This window comes from Shewanella sp. ULN5 (assembly GCF_030731885.1).
GTDB lineage: Bacteria > Pseudomonadota > Gammaproteobacteria > Enterobacterales > Shewanellaceae > Shewanella > Shewanella holmiensis.
Window position 1 is genome coordinate 1 of sequence record NZ_JAPJEE010000015.1, and the last position, 25161, is coordinate 25161.

Annotated in this window: 14 protein-coding genes; 10 read left to right on the top strand and 4 right to left on the bottom strand. The window is 42.3% G+C overall.

What is annotated here, in order from left to right:
* Positions 1 to 399: 399 nt before the first annotated feature.
* The gene (gene orn, locus ORI98_RS13895; RefSeq protein WP_306135605.1) at positions 400 to 945 is read right to left on the bottom strand and encodes an oligoribonuclease; all 546 of its coding nucleotides are present in this window, start codon (positions 943 to 945) and stop codon (positions 400 to 402) included.
* Positions 946 to 1056: 111 nt separating this feature from the next.
* Between orn and rsgA the strand changes: the two genes are divergently transcribed.
* The 10 genes from rsgA to ORI98_RS13945 all read left to right on the top strand — a co-directional run bounded on the left by rsgA (position 1057) and on the right by ORI98_RS13945 (position 15800).
* Positions 1057 to 2121, top strand: coding sequence for a small ribosomal subunit biogenesis GTPase RsgA (gene rsgA / locus ORI98_RS13900; protein WP_306135606.1), 1065 nt, complete (start codon positions 1057 to 1059; stop codon positions 2119 to 2121).
* Positions 2122 to 2214: 93 nt separating this feature from the next.
* On the top strand, positions 2215 to 3081 hold the full coding sequence (asd, locus tag ORI98_RS13905) for an archaetidylserine decarboxylase (RefSeq protein WP_261297170.1): 867 nt from the start codon (positions 2215 to 2217) through the stop codon (positions 3079 to 3081).
* A gap of 11 nt (positions 3082 to 3092) precedes the next feature.
* Complete coding sequence (locus ORI98_RS13910) at positions 3093 to 3965, top strand: DMT family transporter (RefSeq protein ID WP_261297171.1); 873 nt, start codon at positions 3093 to 3095, stop codon at positions 3963 to 3965.
* Positions 3966 to 4013: 48 nt separating this feature from the next.
* A complete protein-coding gene (locus ORI98_RS13915) occupies positions 4014 to 7229 on the top strand; it encodes a mechanosensitive ion channel domain-containing protein (RefSeq protein WP_306135607.1) in 3216 nt (1071 codons plus the stop codon).
* 22 nt (positions 7230 to 7251) lie between these two features.
* On the top strand, positions 7252 to 7983 hold the full coding sequence (locus ORI98_RS13920) for a glycerophosphodiester phosphodiesterase family protein (RefSeq protein ID WP_306135608.1): 732 nt from the start codon (positions 7252 to 7254) through the stop codon (positions 7981 to 7983).
* Positions 7984 to 8059: 76 nt separating this feature from the next.
* Complete coding sequence (locus tag ORI98_RS13925) at positions 8060 to 8776, top strand: ABC transporter ATP-binding protein (protein WP_261297174.1); 717 nt, start codon at positions 8060 to 8062, stop codon at positions 8774 to 8776.
* 6 nt (positions 8777 to 8782) lie between these two features.
* Positions 8783 to 11377: an ABC transporter permease gene (locus ORI98_RS13930; protein ID WP_306135609.1), complete on the top strand. Its 2595-nt coding sequence runs from the start codon at positions 8783 to 8785 to the stop codon at positions 11375 to 11377.
* Positions 11377 to 12531, top strand: a complete 1155-nt coding sequence (locus ORI98_RS13935; protein WP_306135611.1) for a lipocalin-like domain-containing protein — start codon at positions 11377 to 11379, stop codon at positions 12529 to 12531. Before ORI98_RS13930 ends, ORI98_RS13935 begins: the two co-directional genes overlap by 1 nt.
* Before the next feature lie 259 nt (positions 12532 to 12790).
* Positions 12791 to 15274, top strand: a complete 2484-nt coding sequence (napA, locus tag ORI98_RS13940) for a nitrate reductase catalytic subunit NapA (protein ID WP_261297177.1) — start codon at positions 12791 to 12793, stop codon at positions 15272 to 15274.
* A 112-nt stretch (positions 15275 to 15386) separates the two neighbouring features.
* Positions 15387 to 15800 carry a nitrate reductase cytochrome c-type subunit gene (locus ORI98_RS13945; RefSeq protein ID WP_261297178.1) on the top strand — a complete coding sequence of 138 codons (414 nt, stop codon included), beginning with the start codon at positions 15387 to 15389 and terminating at the stop codon, positions 15798 to 15800.
* An 84-nt stretch (positions 15801 to 15884) separates the two neighbouring features.
* On the opposite strand, the gene ORI98_RS13950 is transcribed toward ORI98_RS13945, so the two are convergent.
* The 3 genes from ORI98_RS13950 to ORI98_RS13960 all read right to left on the bottom strand — a co-directional run bounded on the left by ORI98_RS13950 (position 15885) and on the right by ORI98_RS13960 (position 25069).
* A complete protein-coding gene (locus ORI98_RS13950; RefSeq protein WP_306135612.1) occupies positions 15885 to 17849 on the bottom strand; it encodes an alkyl/aryl-sulfatase in 1965 nt (654 codons plus the stop codon).
* A gap of 177 nt (positions 17850 to 18026) precedes the next feature.
* Complete coding sequence (gene fusA, locus ORI98_RS13955) at positions 18027 to 20120, bottom strand: elongation factor G (RefSeq protein ID WP_261297180.1); 2094 nt, start codon at positions 20118 to 20120, stop codon at positions 18027 to 18029.
* 395 nt (positions 20121 to 20515) lie between these two features.
* A complete protein-coding gene (locus ORI98_RS13960) occupies positions 20516 to 25069 on the bottom strand; it encodes a biotin carboxylase N-terminal domain-containing protein (RefSeq protein WP_306135613.1) in 4554 nt (1517 codons plus the stop codon).
* Between the last annotated feature and the right edge of the window lie 92 nt (positions 25070 to 25161).

Sequence of the window (25161 nt, forward strand, 5' to 3'; positions counted from 1 at the left end):
CGAACCGATGACCTATACCTTGGCAAGGTATCGCTCTACCAACTGAGCTAATGTCGCATATTGTTGCTTAACTAGTACAAGCTAAAAGGTATCGTCTTTCGATCTTCCAACTGAGCTAATGTCGCATATTGTTGCTTAACTAGTATCAATCTAAAAGGTATCGTCTTTCTACCTTCCAACTGAGCTAATGTCGCATATTGTTGCTTAACTAGTAACAATCTAAAAGGTATCGTCTTACTACCTTCCAACTGAGCTAATGTCGCAAACTTTCAAATTTCTGTTCTACTTTCTATGGTTCAGAGTTTGGTGCTCTGTAGAAAGTTGAGGCCGCATTATAGGTAATATTTACTATGCTGCAACCCCTTTTTTCACTCTTTTTACAAAAACTGAATCGTTTGCTTAAATTTTAAATACTTGGCTACGATAAAACTGCAATTCTGCAATCGATTCTTTGATGTCTTCTAACGCCTGATGAGCATTCTTCTTTGTAAAGCCATCCATAGTTGCCGGGCTCCAGCGGCGAACTAACTCTTTAATGGTACTTACATCAACATTGCGATAATGGAAATAATCTTCCAGTTCAAGCATGTACTTATTCAAAAAGCGACGATCTTGACCAATGCTATTACCGCACATTGGTGAAGCTCCCTTTGGAACATATTGAGATAAAAATGCAATGGTCTGCTCTATCGCATCTTGTTCAGAAACCTGACTAGCCTTAACGCGATCAATTAAACCTGACTCACCATGATGCTTTTGATTCCAGTCATCCATCCCCGCTAAAACAGCATCGGTTTGATGAATCGCTAAAACAGGTCCTTGAGCAATAATATTTAAATCTTGATCTGTCACTAAGGTAGCAATCTCAATAATTCTATCCACTTCAGGTTCAAGCCCCGTCATTTCAAGATCAACCCATATCAAATTTTTCGCATCAGCAGCCATTTGTTCGCCTTATTCTATCTATCGCCCTAAATTCAGGCTTTTTTATTTCATTGGGTGTATCATAATCCTTTTAAGACACAAAAAAATACCTTTATTGATGAAGATCTGCCTGTGAGTAAAAAGAAACCCCTAAGCCAAGGCCAATTAAGGCGCATGCGTGCCAATCAATCAAAACGATTAAAGCGCTCCGATTCCGCCAGCGATAATGCTGACCTTCAAGATCATTTGCTTACACCAGAACAAGCTGGTGTGGTGATATCTCGTTTTGGACAACATGCGGACATTGAAACCCAAGATGGCACTATTACCCGTTGTAATATTCGCCGCGCCGTCACCAGCTTGGTTACTGGTGACAATGTTATCGTCCGTTTAGCTACTGAAGTACAATCAGGCTCCAATATTGGCGGGATTGTTGAGGCGGTACATCCTCGAAAATCATCTCTTACACGCCCTGACCTCTATGATGGCGTTAAAATTATTGCCGCCAACATTGACCAAATTCTAATTGTGTCATCGGTTTTGCCTAGCTTCACAACTCAAATTATCGACCGATACTTAGTTGCCTGTGAAGATACCGATATCGCACCTGTCATAGTACTAAACAAAATTGATTTATTGACCGATGATAATCGTCCTGAAATTGAGCAGGCACTTAATCGTTATCGTGAAATTGGTTATCAAGTTTATCAACTCAGTAGCCACACGGGTGAAGGGATTGACGATCTAAAAGCATTACTGAAAGATAAAGTCAGTGTATTTGCAGGTCAATCTGGTGTTGGTAAATCATCGGTGATCAATGCATTAATGCCTGAAGCAGATTTATTAATTGGCGATGTATCTGATAATTCAGGTTTAGGCCAACATACCACTACCACAGCTAAATTATTACATTTTGCCAGCGGTGGGGATTTAATTGATTCTCCGGGTGTACGTGAGTTTGCCCTATGGCATTTAGATGCACAAAGAGTCGGTTGGTGCTTTATCGAGTTTAGAGACTTTTTAGGCACCTGCAAATTCAGAGACTGCAAACATGGGGATGACCCAGGTTGCGCACTGCAAGAAGCGTTAAAAGAAGGCAAAATAGCCCAAGATAGGTTTTATAATTACAGCCGTATTATTGCCAGTCTTGACGAGCAACGCCATGCTCGACATTTTCGAGCCATCGATGATATCTAAATGAATCATGTGACTCATTGCTTAATAAATATAATAAAATAATCCAACAACCAATATTTTGGTAAAACGACATAAAAAAGTAAGGGAATTCAATTGGACTCATTAAAAATTGCGTTGCAATACATTATGCCAAAACACTTTTTATCACGCTTAGTAGGTAAATTTGCAGCAGCTGAAGCCGGTGTATTAACCACTGCATTTATTAAATGGTTTATCAAACAATACAAAATTGATATGTCTGAAGCCGCTAAAAGTGAGCCAGAAGCCTACAATACATTTAATGCTTTTTTCACCCGTGAATTAAAGCAAGGTTTACGTCCAATAAACCAGCAAGCAAGCATCATGGCACACCCCGTTGATGGTGCTGTCAGTCAATGTGGTCCTATTGAAGCTGGCAATATTTTTCAGGCTAAAGGACATAGCTACACGTCACAAGCCTTGCTAGGTGGTGATAAAGCTGATGCTGAACGTTTTGATGGTGGCGACTTTGCCACAATTTATCTTGCACCTAAAGATTACCATCGGATTCATATGCCGATAAAAGGCACCCTATCTAAAATGACCTATGTACCGGGTGATTTATTTTCCGTTAACCCACTAACAGCACAAAATGTACCAGGATTATTTGCTCGTAATGAACGTGTTGTGGCCATTTTTGAAACAGAAATAGGCCCATTAGCCATGGTGCTAGTTGGCGCAACTATCGTGGCCAGTATTGAAACGGTATGGGCGGGAACGGTAACGCCACCGGGTGGCAAGCAAGTATTTAGCTGGGATTACCCAACAACAGGACCGGAAGCATTAACATTAGACAAAGGCGCTGAAATGGGGCGTTTTAAGTTAGGCAGTACGGTTGTTATGCTGTTTGCTCAAGATGCAATTGACACCTTTGCTGATGGTGTTGAACCAGGCGAGACCACGCGTATGGGTCAAGCTTTTGCAAACATTAACCTTAAATAACCAGTGTTAATGTGACAACTGTTAACCCTCGCTCAGGTCTTATTGAAGTCCATTTAGCCGTACTACTGTTTGGTGGTACGGCGTTATTCTCTAAGCTTATTCCGCTAAGTGCACTTAATATTACTTTTTTGCGCTGTGCGGTTGCGGCGTTAGTGCTGGCATTATTAGTCAAAGCCAGTAAACAAACTCTAACGCTAAGACATAAAAATGATTACTTCATTGCCATCTTGCTTGGCGTATTAGTTAGCTGCCACTGGGTCACCTACTTTGCCGCAATGCAACTGTCCTCTGTTGCAATAGGGATGATCGCTTTTTTTACTTATCCTGTGATGACAGTCTTAATTGAACCCTTCATAAACCGAACCCAATTAAAAGTGGTTGATGTTTTATCAGGTATGGCTGTATTGGTTGGTGTGATACTGCTAATCCCCGAGCCCAACCTCGACAACGATATTACCTTAGGTATTATCATTGGCGTCATATCGGCAATGTTATTTACCGCACGTAATTTGCTGCATAAACGCTACTTCACCGGTTATAGCGGCCCTCACGCCATGTTTTATCAAACCTTGGTTGCCGTCGTATTTTTAAGCCCCTGGCAAGATGTGACCTTGGCAGACTTAAATCAGCAAACGGTGGGATTAATTATTTTATTAGGGGTTGTGTTTACTGCAGCGCCACATGCATTATTCACTACAGCATTACGCTATTTAAGTGCTAAAACAGTAGGATTAGTGTCATGCTTACAACCTTTTTATGGTGCTATGTTGGCCTTAATTATTCTTGATGAGCAATTGAGTACTAGAACTTTATTTGGCGGTGCCATTATCGTCGCCACAGCCTTATTTGAAACACAACAAAGTCATCAAAAAAATAAGCGCTAACAATAGTTCTTTGCTACTATCCCCATGTCTTTCTTAGAGCTTATTATTATGTTACGTCTGACTAAAACATTGCTCATCTTCATTTTAACCCTCGGCTTTACCTCGTTAAGCTGGGCGAATTCTCCGTTGCAATTAAATAAACCTTTTGGCTTGAACCAAGCTAATAGCCAGCCTGCTGCGTTAGATATCAATACGCAGATAGCAACACTCAAGGACCTCATCAGTCAATCTTCGGCAGAAGAGCAGCATTTTTTAAAAATGGATAAAAACAGTGCTAGTAAAAAAAGAGCACTCGAAAGACAGGTTAACGCCCCTAATATTGCTCCTAAATTAAAAACAGACACCAGTATTACAGAGCAGACATCAACCGCATATCAAACGTTATCGGCCTTAAAACAAACCGATACAGACTTAAATGAACAACTCAACGCCTTAATTGCTCGCCAACGGTTGCTCCCTAATTTGCTGACTCAAATTGAAGCAGCAATCAGCCAACAGAATAAAACTCTAGCCCCTCCTCTGGAGACACCTGTCGGCGAGCGCTATGAGCTTCAAACCCGTTTATTGCTTCAACAAAAGGCCAGTTTAACAGCTGAATTAGATACCAGTCCAAAGCAAGCAGAAATTATCCGCTTACGTCAGCAACTGAATCGTTTGCAGCTTAACCAACAAGAAGGGCTCATTGAGCTAATAAACCATCACAACATTGAAAATCGTCAACAAAAAACGGCTTCTACTCTAGCGGTTAACTTGATTGAGCAGCAGCAATTTTCAGACCCACTGTCTCAGCAAATTCACTCATACAATCAAGAGCTCGGCGAACGTTTAATATCGTTGAACAGTAAAATATCAAACTCGATTGATTTACAAGAACAAACGGAAAAACGCTATCAAAGGTTGGCACTGCAATTAACCAATGTTCAGGAGCAACTGACGTGGGTAAAAAGTAATGCGACTTTTGGTGAGCGATTTCTAGAAATATTACATTCATTACCTAAACCTCCTAATCAGGAACTATTACAAAGTGATATCACAGATAGTCGCTTTGAGCGTTACCAATTAGAGCAACAGCAATCAGCTAATGCACAACAACTCAGCGCTGCAAATATGCTGAGTGAAGAACAAATAGCCGTACTGCGATCACAACAAACGTTAATAGACCAATTAATTGAAAGCTATGATCATTACTTATCAGAGCTGGCGAAACTGAACATCAGTTATGACCAATATATTGTTTTGCATGAGACCCTCAAAAACACCCTAAATGAACAATTATTCTGGGTACCCAATGCCGCACCTATCAACACCTTATGGCTTAAGGATTTAACACAAAGTGGCTTGTGGTTATTTCAAGATGCGCAATGGCAGCAGTTAATCGATTCTTTGCACAATTATGACTATCCATGGGCATGGTGGATTATCATTGTCATCCTGTGTTTTATGGCACAAGATTTATTAACCCCCCATTTTAATCAAGTCATGCATCGATATAGTGAATATGTCGGTAATGTGACCCAGGATAAATTTAAATACACTGTAAAAGCCTTAGTTTTTACACTTATTTATTCCATATTTAAACCGCTTCCCATCTTACTGGCGGGGATCATTTTATTTGATTCATCGAATAACTTTACCCATGCCATCGGTGCTGGTGTGTTATCTATCGGTGTGGTTTACCTCATTTATCAATTTGCGTTTATATTGTCTCAAGATAAAGGCATCTTAATTAGCCACTTTGGCCGCCCCAAAGATCTCATCCAAGACTCCCATAACAAACTCCAAACCTTGATGATTTTCTCATTGCCGGTTATTGGTATTTTGGGATTTACAGAAGCGATTGATAATACGACGTTTAGAAATAGCATTGGCCGCGGAGCCTTCATTTTTTTCTGTTACATATTATGGTTAATGTATAAGTTTTTACTGGGTACTATTCAACAATATCGCAGTGATAAACTCGATAACCTCAACATGAAAATGTTCCAAAAAATCATGTGGACTATATTGCTTTCAGCGCCAATCATCAGCGCCGTGCTCTCGGTGATAGGGTATTACTACACCGCGTTCCAAATGCTGATCCAATTACAAATATCGCTTCTTTTTGGTTTCGGTTTTTTATTGGTGTATCAACTAATTAAAAGATGGATGCTCATTGAACGCCGCCTGATCGCATTTGATCGAGCAAAAGCCAAAAGAGCAGAGCGTATTGCCCTAAGAGAAAGAGAAGGTGCTAACGATATTGAATCTCTCGATAATTTTGAAGAGCCAGTAGTCGACTTAGAAACCATATCCAGTCAATCACTCGATTTGGTAAGATCACTGCTTATTTTGGCCTTTTTTGCCACCACTTTAGCCTGGTTATCACAAACCCATACCGCGTTACTGCCATTTTTAGATGGCATTACCTTATGGACCACCACAACCAATTTAAATGGTATTGAACAACTTTTACCTATTACCTTAAAGTCACTGTGTATCAGCAGTATTATCATAGGTTTATCGGTAATGATATCCAGAAACCTCCCCGGTTTATTAGAGCTTACCTTGTTACAGCGTCTGGATTTATCGACTGGAACTGGATTTGCGATTACCACCGTCAGCAGCTACTTGGTGCTGTTTATTGGTACGTTAGCAAGTTTTGGCTCCTTAGGTATGGAGTGGTCAAAACTGCAATGGCTAGTCGCCGCACTTTCAGTTGGTTTAGGTTTTGGCTTGCAAGAAATTTTCGCCAATTTTATCTCAGGTTTAATCATCTTATTCGAAAAGCCGATTCGAATTGGTGATACCGTCACTATTCGTGATTTAAGCGGCACGGTAAGTAAAATTAAAATCCGAGCAACGACAATTGTTGATTGGGATAGAAAAGAAATTATTGTCCCCAACAAAGCCTTTATTACTGAACAATTAGTTAATTGGTCATTGTCTGACCCCATTACGCGCGTCATTGTCACCGTTAACGTAGCCAGAGATTCAGACCCCAATAAAGTTGAAATGCTATTACGTCAGGTGGTGAGTGAATGTGAATTTGCATTAAAAATACCAGAACCTGATGTTTGGTTTGCTGGTTTTGGCAGTCACACGTTAAACTTTGAAGTGCGCACCTATGCAAAAGATATGGATGCACGCTGGCCACTTCGTCATTCATTGCATAAACAAGTAGTGCAAAAGCTCAAAGACAATCATGTGGAATTAGCTTATCCACAAATGGATTTACATATTAATCAGAAACCGTCTGAAAATAAGTCAGTCTTTACAAAACCATAATCAATAACACTGAGGCTAACCTATGTTGATATTTGCCCATCGAGGCGCAAGTGGTTATCAAACTGAAAACACATTAGCCTCCATGCAAGCTGCATTAGACCTTGGCGTCGAGGCGGTGGAACTTGATGTCCACAATGTGGAAGGGCAATTGATTGTATTTCATGACCGCCGTCTTGAAAGCAAATCGACGGGTAACGGCTTAATCAAACAAAAAACGCTTGCTGAATTACAACACATCAACATAAAAGGACACCCGTTCCCGACGTTGTGGCAGGTGTTGAGCTTGATAAACGGTCAATGTATCGTCAACATAGAACTAAAAGGCGATAACACCGTCGCGCCTATGTTAGCCATGTATGATGATGTTATTAGTCAGCTAAACTTTACCCCTGATCAGTTGCTTTTTAGCTCTTTTAATCATCCCTATCTAGCCCAACTTAAACAGGCTAAGCCTCACGCCTATGTTGCCCCATTACTGGGCGGCATCCCCCTTGATTTAGCAAAGTCGGTCAGCGATTTAAAAGCATATTCATTGCATATCGATTTGGGGTTTATCAGTCAGGCACTGATTGATGACGCCCACCAGCGTGGCGCTAAAGTGTACGTGTATACGGTAGATAATCCTGATGACATTCGCGCATTACAAGCGATAGGCGTTGATGGGGTGTTTAGTAATTATCCCGATAGAGCCAAAGCGGCGATAACAACCAATGAAAACCAATATCACGGCTGGTTTGAGTCAGGGGTAAACTAAATGATCGCTCGCCGCTAAACGGACGTACCCTTAATGGACAAAAGACATTAAATGGCGTACATAAACAAGGACAAGTATGAGCATTATTGTTGCACTGAAAAATATCAACAAAGGCTTTAAAGATGGCAGTACATTTCATCAAGTGCTTGATGATGTCAGCTTAAGCTTGCATCAGGGACAGACTGTCGCCTTAACCGGCCCAAGTGGCAGCGGTAAAAGCACTTTGTTAAATATCATTGCCGGTTTTGAACACTTAGACTCTGGTCAGCTATTACTGCCATCAGCCACAAATACCCTCGCTTCAATCCACTTAGATGACACCTCGCCATGGCAAGATCAACACTGGAGCCGATTTAGGCGTCAGTCACTCGGCGTCGTATTTCAACAATTTAATTTACTCACGCCTTTGAATGTCAAAGATAACATCAGTTTTTCTTTGTCATTAAATCAGCAAGCATGGAGCCCATGGTGTGATGATTTATGTGAGCAATTAGGCATAGTTGAGCTGTTATCTCGTCCTGTAGAAACTTTATCAGGTGGTCAGCAACAACGCGTTGCCATTGCTAGAGCCCTCGCCCACAAGCCGCAATTACTGTTAGCAGATGAACCTACAGGTAATTTAGATGAGCAAGCAGGGATGCAGGTAATGGCACTGTTAACGGATTTAGCCAAACAATCCAATACGTGTATTCTAATGGTTACCCACAGTGATCAATGCGCCGCCTTTATGCAAACTCGCTGGCATCTGCAACAAGGGCATATTATTGAAACCCATGTTCATGCATCGGCGTAATTACCTATGACACTTTCATTGCCACTTATATATCGCAGCTTAGGGGTTTTCAGTCGTCATTACCTTAAGGCGCCTATTCAAGCCAGTGCCATTTTATTGGGCATCATTCTCGCCGTCACTCTGTTAATAGGCGTCAAAGCCACCAATGAAAATGCTAAACAAAGCTACGGCAATGCCACCGAATTACTTAGCCAGCGTGCGAGCTTTTACCTCAGTAATAACGATCAAACCAGTATTGATGAAGGTGTTTATTTCGCCCTACGCCGTGCAGGTATTCCGGCATTAGCCGTCATAGAAGGTATCGTGAGTGATCCCCAAGGACGTTCATGGAAAGTCACAGGCAGCGATATTATGGCTGCGGTATCAATTAAGCCAACATCTCCCCCCCAAACAGCTTCTCCAACGTCGCCCCCCCCATCAAAATCAATACCACTGGAGCGCTTGTTAAACGGCCATGCTGCGGTGATGATGTCAGCTAGTGTGGTTGATAGAGTGAATGCATTGGCCAAAGGGCCATTAGTACTAAATGATATTCCGCTTGAGCTGATTGCAGTAGAAGAAAGCATTGGCTTAGGTAATAACATGTTAGCGGATATCTCATTTGCTCAGCAGTTATTGCAAATGCCTGATCAGTTAAGTTATATCGCGGTATTTTTTCCCAAACAAACCGACGTCGTCGATATCGAAGCGCAAACAAACATCATCATTAATGCACTCGAAGATGCCAAACTGGATAGCCGCCAAATCAGCATAAATCGTCAAGATGATGGTGAGTCGCTCAGCGCACTGACCAGTAGTTTTCATCTGAATTTAGATGCAATGAGTATGCTTGCCTTTGTTGTGGGATTATTCATTGCCTATAACGGGGTACGCTACAGTTTGATGAAGAGACAAAAGTTGTTCATTCAATTGCTCCAGATGGGAATAGGCCGCCATAATTTACTTTGTGCACTTGTGATTGAAATCGTCTTACTGGTTGTTATTGGCAGCATTGTTGGCTTTATTATGGGACTGCAACTCTCACAATGGTTACAACCCATGGTTGCGATGACATTAGCACAAATATACGGCGCTAAACTCTTACCCGGTTTGTGGCAGTGGCAGTGGTTTGCTCAGGGGGTGGGGCTAACGTTATTCGCCTCATTAGCCGCGTGTTGGCCATTATTATTGCAATTATCACGGGTTCCGCTGGCTCAGGGGGGACAACGTCAGGCTCAGTTAATGCCGTTTGAAAAACTTTTCAAACGCCAAGCGTTTGCGGCCTGCCTAATATTAGCGACAACTGCAGTACTGTTTAGTATTACCACCCAATATAAACTCAGTTTGCTTTTACTCGGGTTAGTGACGATTGCCATTCCATTACTTTTACCAATGACTATCAATGTCTGTGTAAAACTAATATTACCTTTAATGCCAAAAGGAATTTGGTATTACGTGGTTGCTGAAACAAAAGAGATTATCGCCCCGCTTTCTTTAGCCATGATGGCAATATTGTTAGCATTATGTGCCAACATCTCCATGAACACCTTAGTGGGCAGCTTTGAAGTCACCCTAAAACAGTGGTTAGATGCTAGGCTTCATGCTGATTTATATATCAAGCCTAATCCCAATGCTATCCCTGAAATGAATGCATGGCTGCAAGCCGAACCTAAGGTCAGTGCGATATATCAGCAATGGATCACCAAAGCCAAGCTTGAAATTAAAGCTCAATCATCGGTACCTATTAACTTAGTCAGCAGAGATATTTACTCTATCAAACACACCACAGCATTTAAGTCCCCCAGCACAACGTCTGCATTATTCTGGCAACAATTCCAACAGGGGCAAACGGTACTGATCAGCGAGCCTTTATCAATAAAGTACCAACTCAATGTGGGCGATAGAATTAAAATAGACAAACTACATAACCAGTCTTCTAAAACATCTGCAGCTATACAGACTCAAGCAACACCCGAATTCATCATTAGTGGGATCTATTTCGATTACGGTAACCCCGTTGGTGAAGTCATCATTCCTCCGAGTGTTTGGCAACAACATGCATTGCCACTCCACCCCATCAGTTTAGCGGTTAATTACCAGGGTAACATTGAAGCACTACAGCAGGAATTGATCACCCAACAAGGGTTATCATCGGCTCACATGTATAGCCAACAAGGCATTAAAGATGAAGCCATTAAAATGTTCACCAAAACCTTTTCGATAACCGTCGTACTGAATAGCTTAACCTTAATGGTCGCAACCATCGGCTTGTTCAGTGCTTGTATTATGCTGACTCAAGCAAGGCTTGCACCTTTAGCAAGGTTATATGCGTTAGGAGTGAGTAGAACACAACTCAGAGTGATGGTGACCTCTCAGATGATGTTAATTGTATTATTTACCTGCTTGCTTGCACTGCCCATGGGAGCAATATTAGGTTATTTACTCATTAACAAAGTTACCTTACAGGCCTTTGGCTGGACCATTGCCATGCTATGGGACTGGCCTGCATATGGGCGCGTTGTCGTAATCGCAATGATAAGTTGTCTGGTTGCTGTGGCGTTACCTTTATATTGGCAAACACGTAAGCCACTCATAAGTAGCCTGCAACAGGAGTCATTATAATGAACCGCTTACGCACGATATTACTTTGTGGTTTGACGCTGCTTGGTTTGATGCTATGCACGAGTGGTTGCCAACCTAATGCGCAAAAAAATGACCATAATGATAAGCAAAATTCTGGCATTTCGATGGGTAAGTTATTAGCCGCAGATGATGCTTTATTACAATACCATCAAGTGAGTAGAGATAATCGCATTGAGTTTCCTAAAGATCATTTACCCCACGAAGGATACCGGATCGAATGGTGGTATATCACTGCCAATCTAACCACTTCAGAAGGTGAGCAAGTCGGTATTCAATGGACTCAATTTCGCAGCGCATTAAGTCCTCCAGACACACAAGAATCGAGCCCAAAATCGGCATGGGCGACTAATCAGATGTTTATGGCGCACGCCGCGCTTACAACCGAAACGAAACATTATAGCGCGGAAAAGTTTTCCCGTAGTCATCCTGAATTTGCCCATGTCAGTGCCGATCCCTTTTCAATTTACCTAGAAAATTGGCGCTGGCAAAGTGAAACTCAACACCCCTTTCCAGCCATCTTGAGTGTTGAAGAGTCTGAATTTGGGTATCAACTCGAACTCAACAACACGGCGCACTGGCAGTTGCAAGGCGAACAAGGATTCAGCGTAAAAAGTGCTGATGCTCAGGTAGCCTCGCATTATTACAGCCAGCCTTATATTGAAGTCACGGGCACAATCACCCGTAAAGGTAAGACAGTGTCCGTATCAGGGGATGCCTGGTTAGATAGGGAGTGGAGTTCACAGTTATTAACCCAAAGCCAACAAGGATGGGATTGGTTTTCTATCCGTCTCAATGCACAACAAACGTTAATGATGTTCAGGTTAAGAGGCCAACATCCACAAGATAGCTTTTATAGTGCCAGATTGATGTTCGCTGACGGCACTGGCCGCAACATAAACAGCGCGACTCACCCCGATGATATCGTCATGCAGCCAATATCGTGGCATACCCAAAATAACACCCGCTACCCAACAGCCTGGAAAATCGACATTCACAGTGAAAACATTCATATTGCCACCCAAGCCTTAAACCCAAATAGCGAGATGTCTTTATCCACCACTTACTGGGAGGGGCCGATAAAAATCAGCGGCTCACATTCTGGCAAAGGGTATATGGAGCTAACTGGGTATTAATCACGACCAATAACACTCCTTTATGAGTATGCTAACTATTTAGCTAGGACTCTATAAAAGCGTTATCTAAATCAGCATTTTCATTAGTAATAAAATGGGATCTACCTCACGCTAAAAAATGTGACATCGAGCAACTATTAATCAGTATACCCATTCAGGGGTATACCCTTACAAATTATCAGGTTTACACTCAAGAACATAACAAACATGAATTACATGTGTATTTGTGAGTTTAAATCAATAAAGAGTGAGGGACACCATGAGCATAAGCCGTCGCGAGTTTCTAAAGGCCAACGCAGCTGCAGCAGCAGCCTCTGCCGTTGGCTTAGCAATACCTATTAGTGTCGTGAACGCTGCCGAAGGTAGCAATGACGTCAAATGGGACAAAGCCCCGTGTCGTTTTTGCGGCGTGGGTTGTAGCGTTTTAGTGGGAACCAAAGGCGGCAAAGTTGTTGCTACCCAGGGTGACCCAGAAAGCCCAGTCAACAAAGGCCTTAACTGTGTTAAAGGCTATTTCCTATCAAAAATCATGTATGGCAAAGACCGCCTAACATCTCCTTTATTGCGCATGAAAGATGGCAAATACCACAAAGAAGGTGAATTCACTCCTGTAAGCTGGGATGTTGCACTTGATACTATGGCCGACAAATGGAAAGCCAGTATTGCCAAAAAAGGCCCAACCTCAGTAGGTATGTTTGGTTCTGGACAATGGACAATTTGGGAAGGCTACGCTGCAGCTAAACTGCATAAAGCCGGCTTTTTAACTAACAACCTCGATCCAAATGCTCGCCACTGTATGGCATCTGCGGTAGGCGGTTTTATGCGTACCTTTGGTATTGATGAACCAATGGGATGTTATGACGACTTAGAAGCGGCTGATCATTTCGTGCTTTGGGGGGCGAACATGGCTGAGATGCACCCTATTTTATGGGCACGTCTTACTGACCGTCGTTTAAGCCATAAAGATGCTCGCGTTCATGTGTTATCAACCTTTGAAAACCGCAGCTTTGATCTTGCTGATAACCCAATGATTTTCAAACCACAAACGGACTTAGTCTTACTTAACTATATTGCTAACTACATTATTCAAAATAATGCCGTAAACAAAGACTTCGTTACCAAGCACACCAAATTTGCCCTTGGTGTCACCGACATTGGTTATGGTTTACGTCCTGAGCATCCGCTACAGAAAAAAGCTAAAAACCCTGACAACGGTGGAGCAACCCCAATTAGCTTCGAGGAATATGCTAAATTTGTTAGCACTTACACCGCTGAGTACGCATCTAAAATGAGTGGTGTACCGGTTGAAAGCCTTGAAACTATGGCCAAAGCTTATGCCGATCCTAACATCAAAGTGATGAGCTTGTGGACCATGGGTATTAACCAGCACACCCGTGGAGTGTGGGCTAATAACATGCTTTACAACATCCACTTGTTAACCGGTAAAATTGCCACACCAGGGAACAGTCCGTTTTCATTAACAGGTCAACCTTCAGCTTGTGGTACTGCACGTGAAGTCGGAACATTTGCCCATCGTCTACCTGCTGACATGGTGGTAAATAACGATAAGCACCGTGAAATTACCGAAAAACTATGGCAACTTCCTGCAGGCGCTATTCCGCCAAAACCAGGTTACCATGCCGTACTTCAAAGCCGTATGCTTAAAGATGGTAAGCTCAATTGTTACTGGACTATGTGTACTAACAATATGCAAGCTGGCCCTAACATCAATGATGAAATTTACCCAGGGTTCCGTAACCCTGAAAACTTTATTGTTGTATCAGACCCATACCCAACCGTAACCGCAACCGCCGCCGACCTTATCCTCCCAACAGCAATGTGGGTAGAAAAAGAAGGTGCTTACGGTAACGCCGAACGCCGTACCCATATGTGGCATCAACAAGTGCCTACACCTGAAGGCGCAAAATCTGATCTATGGCAATTAGTTGAGTTCTCAAAACGCTTTAAAGTATCTGAAGTTTGGCCAGCTGAACTTATCGCTAAAAAGCCTGAGTATGCAGATAAAACCTTATACGACATTCTGTTTGCAAATGGTGTTGTGAATAAGTTCCCTGCATCTGAATGTAAAGGCGCCTATAACGACGAGAGCAAAGACTTCGGCTTCTATCTGCAAAAAGGTCTGTTTGAAGAATATGCGCAGTTTGGCCGTGGCCATGCGCACGATTTGGATACCTTTGACAACTACCATGAAAACCGTGGTAAACGTTGGCCTGTTGTTGACGGTAAAGAAACACTACGTCGCTTTGTTGAAGGCAGCGATCCCTACGTTAAGGCTGGCGAAGGGTTTAACTTCTATGGCAAGCCAGACGGTAAAGCTGTCATTTTTGCACTGCCATATGAGCCTGCAGCAGAAGAGCCTAACAGCGAATATGATTTATGGATGTCAACGGGTCGTGTTCTTGAACACTGGCACACTGCATCGATGACCGCCCGTGTACCCGAGCTACACAAAGCTTATCCTGATGCACAAATCTTTATGCATCCTGAAGATGCTAAAGCGCGCGGCGTCAATCGTGGTGATGAAGTCATTGTGGCCTCACCACGCGGTGAAATCAAAACACGCGTTGAAACCAAAGGCCGTAACAAGCCACCTAGAGGTGTGGTGTTCATGCCATTCTTCGATGCTAGACAGCTTGTAAACAAACTATTGTTAGATGCAACTGACCCGTTATCGAAAGAGACTGACTTCAAAAAATGCCCTGTTAAGGTCATGAAAGCATAAGTCAGGTACACCATTAAAGATGTGGTGAGTTTAGGATAATTAGCGTGACTTGATTAGCCGCTCACCACGACAAGAATTTGAAACATTCATCTAGGATGTTACGGAGTAAAACATGAAAATATTATTGAGTGTGGCGACATTAGTCCTTGGTTTAACCGCCTTTGGTGGACAAGCTGAAACCGCGTCTGTAGAGGTTAAATCATTACGCCAGGCTGAAGTCAGTACAACATTATCTGCTGATGCTGTGCCGACTTACCCAAGTAAAGGCAAAGCGATTGAACGTACCTTTATCCATCAGCCACCATTGATCCCACATAAAGACAGCTATTCTATTACCACCAAAAAGAATGGGTGCCTAACCTGTCATAGCACAGAAAAAGCGACCAAGATGAAAGCCACTGCGGTTGATAAATCTCATCTTGAGGCTGATGGAAAATTTAACAATGAATACTACTTCTGTGTTCAGTGTCATGTCGCACAAGCTGACAATAAAGACGCTATCGTGGGCAACAACCACAGCAAATAAGCTTGATGAATAACTAAAAAATGCCACTTCATTTGAAGTGGCATTTTTATTGGTTAAATATCTAATCTTAAATGAGGTTTCTGGTTATGGCATCACAACATTAAACCAAAAATTGTAATCATCTAACATGGCTAAAAATGAGTTAAATAAAGCTTTATCACCAGCCATTTTAAGATCGCCATTCTTAATCGCATCATCAAAAGACATTTCTTTTAATTGAATACGATTCATGGTTTTCATACTCATGACCAACGCCACATCTGGGTCTTTCACCTGATTTTTACTATGATGTAAAACTGCATTTTCAACGGTCAATGTGAAGTTTTGCTTCAGATCAGTAAAGTCGATATTAATATCAATATTTTTACCTTCCGCTTTAGCTGGATCAAGCCTAACGGCAAGATAGTCAAACAACATTTCTGGGGTCATAGCGCGAATAGTATCTGGTGTAGCCGTTTGAGTGCCACCAGCTGAAGGAATGCCGTTGCGTAACTCATAAGCGCCTTGTAAATACACCGAGCGCCATGGGCCTGACTCAGCTTGATATCCTAACTGCTCAAGGCTATCTGCCAGTAATTCTTTAGCTTCCGTACTATTAACGTTCGCAAACACAGCATGTTTCATGACTTCAGCAACCCAACGGTATTCACCTTTGGTAAATGAGTCACGCGCTTTAGCAATCACCGCTTTTTCACCGCCCATATATTCCATATATTTTTTGGCGACTTGCTCTGGCGGTAAATTATTTAAATTTGCTGGATTACCATCATACCACCCCATATAACGTTGATATACCGCACGGCTGTTATGGCGTAAGGTGCCGTAATAGCCTCGTGTAGCCCAGTTTTGCTCAAGTTCGGCAGGCAATTTGATCATTTCTGAAATCTCTTCCCCCGTATAACCTTGATTCATTAACCTTACAGATTGATCATGGGTAAACTTATAAATATCACGTTGCTTTTTAAAGTAAGGAACAATATTTTTACTTTCCCATAATGGCCAATGATGACTTTGGAACTTGACCTCAACCTTATCACCCCAAAGGTTAATAGTTTCATCTAAAAAGCTGGACCAAATTAGCGCATCACGCACCTGAGCACCACGCAGGGTTAAAATATTATGCATGGTATTGGTAGTATTTTCTGCCATCCATAATGCTTTAAACTGTGGGAACCAAGTATTCATTTCAGCTGGCGCTTCCGTACCGGGCGTCATCTGAAATACCATTTCAACACCATCAACGGTCACTGATTCACCCGTTTTGGTAATTTCTTTGCTCGGCACAAGCAATCCTGCTAAACCAGTAGAAACCGTCATGCCTAAACCACCGTTAACACCGCCTTTGGCATTTCGAGGTAACAAGGCCCCGTACATATATACAGCACGACGTCCCATGGCATTACCCGCTATCACATTCTCAGAAACCGCATGCTCTGTAAAATGTTCTGGCGCGATCACTTGCACTTTACCCGAGGCCACATCATCGGCTGTTGCAAGGCCAGTTGCACCGCCGTAGTGATCAATATGACTATGGCTATAGACAATGGCAACCACAGGGCGTGGACCGAGTTGTTGATTAATAAAATCCAGAGCCGCTTTAGCTGTTTCAGGTGAGATAAGTGGATCAAATACGATCCAACCCGTTTTCCCTTTAATAAAGGTAATATTACTTAAATCGAAACTCCGAATCTGATAAATATTTTCACGAACCTCAAATAGACCATGCTGCATCACTAATTGAGAATTTCGCCACAAACTTGGATTCACGGTATCAGGGGCGGATTTTTCTTCACTGATGTAGGTCTTGTATTGCTCAAGATCCCAAACAACATTTCCTTTAGCATCCTTAATAGTAACAACATCAGGCTTGGCAATAAAACCACGTTTGGCATTTTCAAAATCTTGTTTATCACTAAATGGCAACGCTTCTAGTACAGCATTATTAGCTTGTTTTGTATGGTCGGTGGCGGGTTTAGGTTGGGTTGCAGCAACAGTATCAAATGAAACTGCAAGTGAAAGCATGGCAGCAGAAAGATGTAACAACTTCATGTAAAACTCCTTTTCACAAAAACTTATTGAATCTGATTAAATTTAAACCACTTTACAGTTTAATTCTATTATTTAATTTTTATCTTGCTTTACAAATGTTCACTACTGCCATTCTTCAAATTTTAAGCATAAAAAAACCGCTGCAAGCAGCGGTTTTTTAAACTGTTAAATTAAGAATTACTTCTTAGCTTCAGCAGCTTTACGTTCTTTAACTTGAGCAACAACTTTCTCAGAAACGCTGTTTGGACATGGTGAGTAGTGAGCGAACTCCATAGAGAACTGACCACGACCAGAAGTCATTGTACGTAGTGAACCGATGTAACCGAACATTTCTGATAACGGTACGTCAGCCTTGATACGAACACCAGTAACGCCAGCGTTTTGATCTTTGATCATACCGCGACGACGGTTTAAGTCACCAATTACGTCACCAACGTTATCGTCTGGGCTGAACACGTCAACTTTCATGATAGGCTCAAGAAGTTGTGGCTTAGCTTTAGCGATTGATTGACGGAAAGCGCCTTTAGCAGCGATTTCGAACGCGATTGCTGATGAGTCAACTGCGTGGAATGCACCGTCAGTTAATTCAAATTCAACGTCTAACACTGGGAAGCCAGCGATAGTACCTGTGTTCATCATGCTACCGAAACCTTTCTGAACCGCAGGCCAGAATTCTTTAGGTACGTTACCACCAACAACTGATGATTTGAACACGAAGCCAGTGTTTGCTTCACCTGGACGGATCTTATAGTCGATCTTACCGAATTGACCAGAACCACCAGACTGTTTCTTGTGCGTGTAGCTATCTTCAACTTCTGCTGTGATAGTTTCACGGTAAGCAACTTGAGGCTCACCAACGATTAGTTCAACACCATAAGTACGCTTAAGGATGTCTACTTTAATGTCTAAGTGAAGCTCACCCATACCTTTAAGGATGGTTTCGCCTGAGTCTTCGTCAGTTTCTACGCGGAAAGATGGATCTTCTGCAATCATTTTACCGATAGCGATACCCATTTTCTCTGAACCACCTTTATCTTTTGGCGCTACAGCGATAGAGATAACTGGCTCTGGGAATACCATGGCTTCAAGCGTACATGGGTGCTTAGGATCACATAGTGTGTGACCTGTTTGTACGTTCTTCATACCAACGATAGCGATAATGTCACCCGCTTGCGCAGATTCAATTTCGATACGGTCATCGGCATACATCTCAACCATACGGCCAACACGCTCAGATTTCCCAGTGAACGAGTTAAGGATGGTGTCACCCTTTTTAAGACGACCAGAATAGATACGTACGAATGTTAATGCACCGAAACGGTCATCCATGATCTTGAATGCTAGTGCTTTTAATGGCAAGTCAGCATCAACGATGGCGAATTCGCCGTTTTCAACACCTTCTTCGTCAGTAAGAGGTTGTGGATCAACTTCATCTGGTGCAGGTAAGTAATCAACAACAGCATCAAGCAATAACTGCATGCCTTTGTTCTTGAACGCACTACCACAGTATGTTGGGAAGAATGCCATTGTACGAGTACCCGCACGGATACAACGCTTGATGTCTTCCATAGATGGCTCAACGCCTTCCATGTATGCTTCCATTACGTCATCGTCTTGCTCTACAGCAGTTTCGATTAGCATTTCACGGTATTCTTCAACTAAGTCAACCATGTCAGCTGGCACATCTTGAACTACGAAGTTTTCTGGTAAACCAGAATCATCCCAAATGTGTGCTTTACGAGTTAATAGGTCAACAACACCAGTGAACTCGTCTTCGATACCGATAGGTAGAACCATAACCAATGGGTTAGCTGCTAAAACGTCTTTAGTTTGCTTAACAACACGTAGGAAGTCAGCACCCATACGGTCTAACTTGTTTACGAAGATGATACGCGAAACTTCAGAATCGTTAGCATAACGCCAGTTGGTTTCTGATTGAGGCTCAACACCACCAGAACCACAGAATACGCCGATACCGCCGTCAAGTACTTTAAGCGAACGATATACTTCAACTGTGAAGTCAACGTGGCCTGGAGTATCGATAACGTTGAAACGGTGGTCATTCCAGAAACAGCTTACTGCTGCTGACTGGATAGTAATACCGCGCTCAGCTTCCTGTACCATGAAGTCAGTAGTAGATTCACCATCGTGAACTTCACCGATTTTGTGGATCTTACCGGTTAGCTTAAGGATACGCTCGGTGGTCGTGGTTTTACCCGCGTCAACGTGAGCGAAGATACCAATGTTTCTGTATTTGGATAATTCGGTCATGATTCAACTTTAATGATTAGTTTAAGAAGTAGACGGAGCATGCGAAAAAACTACCGACACACCGCACATCAGGTTATTTAAGGCGCATATTGTAAATTGGAACCTTGCTGGGCGCAAATGGCAGTTGCAATATTTATGATGTTTCGTCAAAAAAAATACGTTTTTTAGACCTTTAATCTATATAAAACAATAAAATAAAAATAATCGAATATTTTTTAAGCAAACAGTAAAAAAACCTAAGTTTTAGCAAAAAGAGTCCATTCGAGCATTCCTGTGTCAGATACAGAGGTTGATATTAAAAAATGCGCTCGATTTGAACAAAAAAATACCCGCTAATAGCGGGTATTTTTATCACAAGATAACAACATTATTTTTCTGCCATCTTGTAGGTTTAATTAAGCCTCAACTGGCGAAATCACAAATAACAGATCGTTTTGGGAAACTTGCTGACCGTTACTATTTAAAATACGCTCAATTCGGTATGTCTGATCTTCAGGATACAACACCGCATCTTGACGGTTGAACCCCGCCAAGGTGACTTGAGAGAACATTTTCATCGCTTCAGTAAGTGCTAGTGTTTGGTCAACCGTTACTATGTCGCCTTCCTTAACAAAATCAGCTTCACCTGGTGCTGGAGAGCTATAGAAAATACCCGCGCCCTGTGCCAACACTTTAAGCTCATTACTTTCACCAACACGCAGTGATTCAGTATCCACTTTAACGGTTTCGGCAGCCGCTTCCATTTCAGCGATAAGCTCAGGAATATCTAACTCGGCCATTAAGCGTGGTAAGTAATTGGTATCGTAAACACCTTCGTTAAAGGTGGTATCCTTCAGAATACGTTTCAATAACGGAATGTTAGTCGCAATACCTTTGATCACTACAGTATCTAGATAGTCATACATTTTCTTGACGACATCTTCACGATCGCTACCGCGAATAATGATCTGCGCGATTAAGCTGTCATAGTATGGCGAGACTTCTTTACCGGTTTCAGCAATCGAAATCAGCTCAACATCATCACGCTGTGGCATGATGCATTCAGTAATTTTACCTGGGTTAGGCAGCAATTGCAGAATACCATGGCTGTCTAAGGCGGCTTTTTCGGCCGTGACACGCACTTCCATGGCATAACCTTGCTCAACCGGCTCTAGCTTCTCAATTGAGCGACCTGCGGCGATATCAAACTGTGCGCTGACGATATCAATACCTGAGGTAGCTTCAGTGACTGGATGCTCAACCTGTAAACGGGTGTTCATTTCCATGAAGTACACTTCGTTAGCATCTAAGTTATAGATAAACTCAACGGTACCAGCGCCCATATAGTCAGTAGCATCACCTAAGGCACGGGTGTAATTCATCACCTTTTGCTTCAACTCTTCTGGCAACATAGTTGAACCAGATTCTTCAATCACTTTCTGGTTATTACGTTGTACAGAACAATCACGAATACCCAGTACTTTGGTATTACCAAACTTGTCACGCAGTAACTGCACTTCAATGTGGCGTAACGAGGTAACGTATTTCTCTAGGTATAAGTCGCCATTACCAAATGCCGCCGCAGCTTCTGTTGCGGTTTTTTGGAATAAACCAATCATGTCTTCAGGACGTTTAACAACCTGAATACCTTTACCACCACCACCTTGAACGGCTTTAAGTAGCACAGGATAACCAATTTCAAGCGCCACATTCACCGCTTGTTCAGCGTTAGTCAAAATACCATGGCTACCTGGAACAACCGGTACATTTTGCGCTTGTGAAGTATGGATAGCATTAGACTTGTTACCCATAGTCGTCATTGAGTGCACGCTTGGACCAACAAAGTTTACGCCGTTGTTAACACATAACGCGGCAAACTGCGGGCTTTCAGATAAGAAACCAATACCTGGGTGAAGCGCATCAACATCTTCATAATCTGCAACGCGTAACACCGAGTATGCATTTAAGTAACTTTCATCTGAAGTGTTACCACCAATACATACTAGCTTGTCGTTCTCTTTCAACATATCCGCTGGTACTGAGGTCATATCAGGATCTGATGCAACCAATACCACGTTGATGTTGTTGTCATGGGCTTTACGAATTAATTTAACCGCGGTACAACCACGAGCATGGATCAAGACTTTGTTGATTGGCTTCATTAGGGCACGAGGATCATCTTGAAGAATCACTTCTTCAACCTCAACGACCTCAGGCACTAATGTTGATAAAGCTTGACCAATAACATCTTCGATATGGGCTGTTGGTAACGGCATTAATGGATCAATACCGCTTAGCTGGCCATCCAAAGTGTCACTGAATGGGTTATAAACCAGACTTGTCATTGCCCCAGGTACTTTGGATAAGTAGTTAGACAACGTCGCGGTAGATGGTAAATATGCAGGCACAACCATTTGACCCGCAAATGGCATGTTCGTCCCTGACAAATAATAGGTTTGCACTAATGGATGGGTCACGAAACTCGCTTGCGCACCACCGGTACAGTCACCAAAGCCAAACATCAAGACTGGTAATTCATTATCACGAATAAAGCGCGTGATACGGTCATTCACTACCGCCATTGAGAACAGTGCTGCTGCACCTTCTTTCGTTTGCATACCACCTGAACTGATAAAACAAATCACCGGTAATTTACGCTTCGCACATTCAATTAATAGCGCACTGAACTTTTCAGCACTGGCCATATCGAATGCACCCGCTTGGAATGCAGTATTTGATACCGCAACACCAACACGTAATTTTTTACCGTTATGTTTAAAATCAGCCAAACCAGTGATTAAACCGCATGGACGAATTTTCTTATCGATAGCATCTTCAATCGACAAACGGAATCCTGGGAAGTTAAGCAAGTTTGCCGACATTTTGTCAGCATTGATCTCGTCAAACTGAGTGAAGAACTTAGCAATAACGCTCTCCCAACCCATTTTGCCTTTTTGCTTTTCTTCACGAAGCACTTTCTGGATTAACAAATCTTGATAACCCATGGTCAAGCGGTTCCAGAAGTCTTTACGACGACCAATACGCACAGGGTTAATTGCCCCAGTGTACTTATCGTGCTCGTCTTCACTGTCGAAGTATTCTGGTAATAAACGCTCGAAGAAGTAGGTTAAAATAACGAATAATGAATCGTTAAGTTGTGGGAAACCGACACTCTTCCATTGCTCTACGCGGGTTAATAGCTCAGCACGGTTAGACTGTGCCATAAAGTATTTAAGCCATTTGTAGAACTTAGCTTTGTCATTAGCTTCATCATTAGTTGATAACGCGATATCAATCGACTTGTGTAATAACTTATCAACCGAAGTACGGGCTAAGCTTTTAGACATCATCGCTTCTTTAGAAATCGACGCTAAGCTACCGACGACGTTATCATATAGGGCGTTGAAGATAAGAATGTTATGACATTGCCAAATGAAGTCTTCACGCAGCTCGTCATTTACAACCACATCCAATACCGTCAGTTGGTTCAGCTCTGGCCAAGGCGCTTGGGTAGCAGACTTAGGTAATGACTCTAAATGCTGAATTAAGCCTTTAAAGTTGTTTGCAGCGTTGCTTTTCCAGCGATGATACAAGGACCAACCAATGTTGAACAATAAAGCCTTACGGGCTTTTTTATAGTTCTCTTTTGGTTCACCTAAAATAAAGCGCGTAATCACGTTACGCTCGGTCGACACTTCACTGCGCTTAGCAGTAAAGTTGCCCCATAACTTGTTGAGCTCTTCGTCATAAACCAATTTATCTGGGTTAGTTAACCAAGCTTGGAATACACGTTCTTGCTCTTGCTTGATACGCTCAAGTAAGTCACCTTCAGGTACGCTAACTTTCGATAAACGACCATACTGCTCTAATGAAATAGAGTGAATGCGGCTGCGTAAAGTTAAGTAACGTAAATAACGGTATGCACTACCAAAAATGTTGTGGTGCATCGTCGGGTTGCTAGCGACAGCCAAACCTGTGTTATTTTCAAGTGTCATCAGATTTTTAGACGGCGCTAAAAAACGCTGTAAACTGCGATCGTAGTGTTCTTTTAAATCGTCAGACTCACGCACAAAGTTTACTGCAGCACGTTCAATGGCTTCAATAGAACTGATAATGGCACGACGTAAGTTATGCTGACGTTCGTCTTTATCACTTGGGGTGAAGTCAACAATGCCGTCAATGCAACCCGCGGTATACAACTCTTCAGGTGATACCCCAACTGACTTAGCACATTCCTGCCAAGATAAGTTGTACTTACGTGCAATACTTTGTAAGCCCTGAGGTTGAATAGTATTGAAAATACCATCACGAATAGACAATAAAATGTTGGCGGCAGCCAGTGGAATAGCACCACCAGAATAGCCAGCACCAATAACAATACCTACAGTAGGCACGTCAACGTTGGCACTTTCGGCAATCGCTTTAGAAATGGTATGTGCTTGGTTTTGACTATTAGCCACTTCACCAGCATCAGCACCTGGGGTGTCGATAAGGAAAACAATCGGCATAGACAGCTCAGCAAAGTGACGGATCGCTTTACAGGCCGCTAAATGATGTTCTGGCATCCAAGCACCGTTTGCAGTACTGCGCTCTTGGGCAATAAAACCAACGCGGCGAGTACGCGTACCGAAGTTTAGTTCCACTTCAGCACGGTAAAATGACCCTATGTGGCTTTCTGAGATGATTTTGCCTTTAAGGTCAGCAATCATACGCTTAGCGCCGGGACGATTTTTATCTTGAGATGGTAAAATAACTTTGTTGACGTATCCGTCAACATCTAAAGATGCCAAACCTTTTAAGTTTGATTGAATTGCATCTTCAGTTAATAACCCTTTAATTTCTTCCGACAAACTCTGCTTACTATGAGCAGGAAATAACGAAAAATCTTTTGCCAAGTGTTCAGCTTGTAAAAATAATGGATCTGCTGAAAGTACTTGGGTCTTGTTAGCGGGCTGCTTTTTGCTGGTCATCCTTAGATCCTCTGCGTCGTTAGCCTCTGAAATTTTTAGCCCGTAAATATAACTTTGTTAATAGCCTAATTACCATATAAACTACCTTGAAC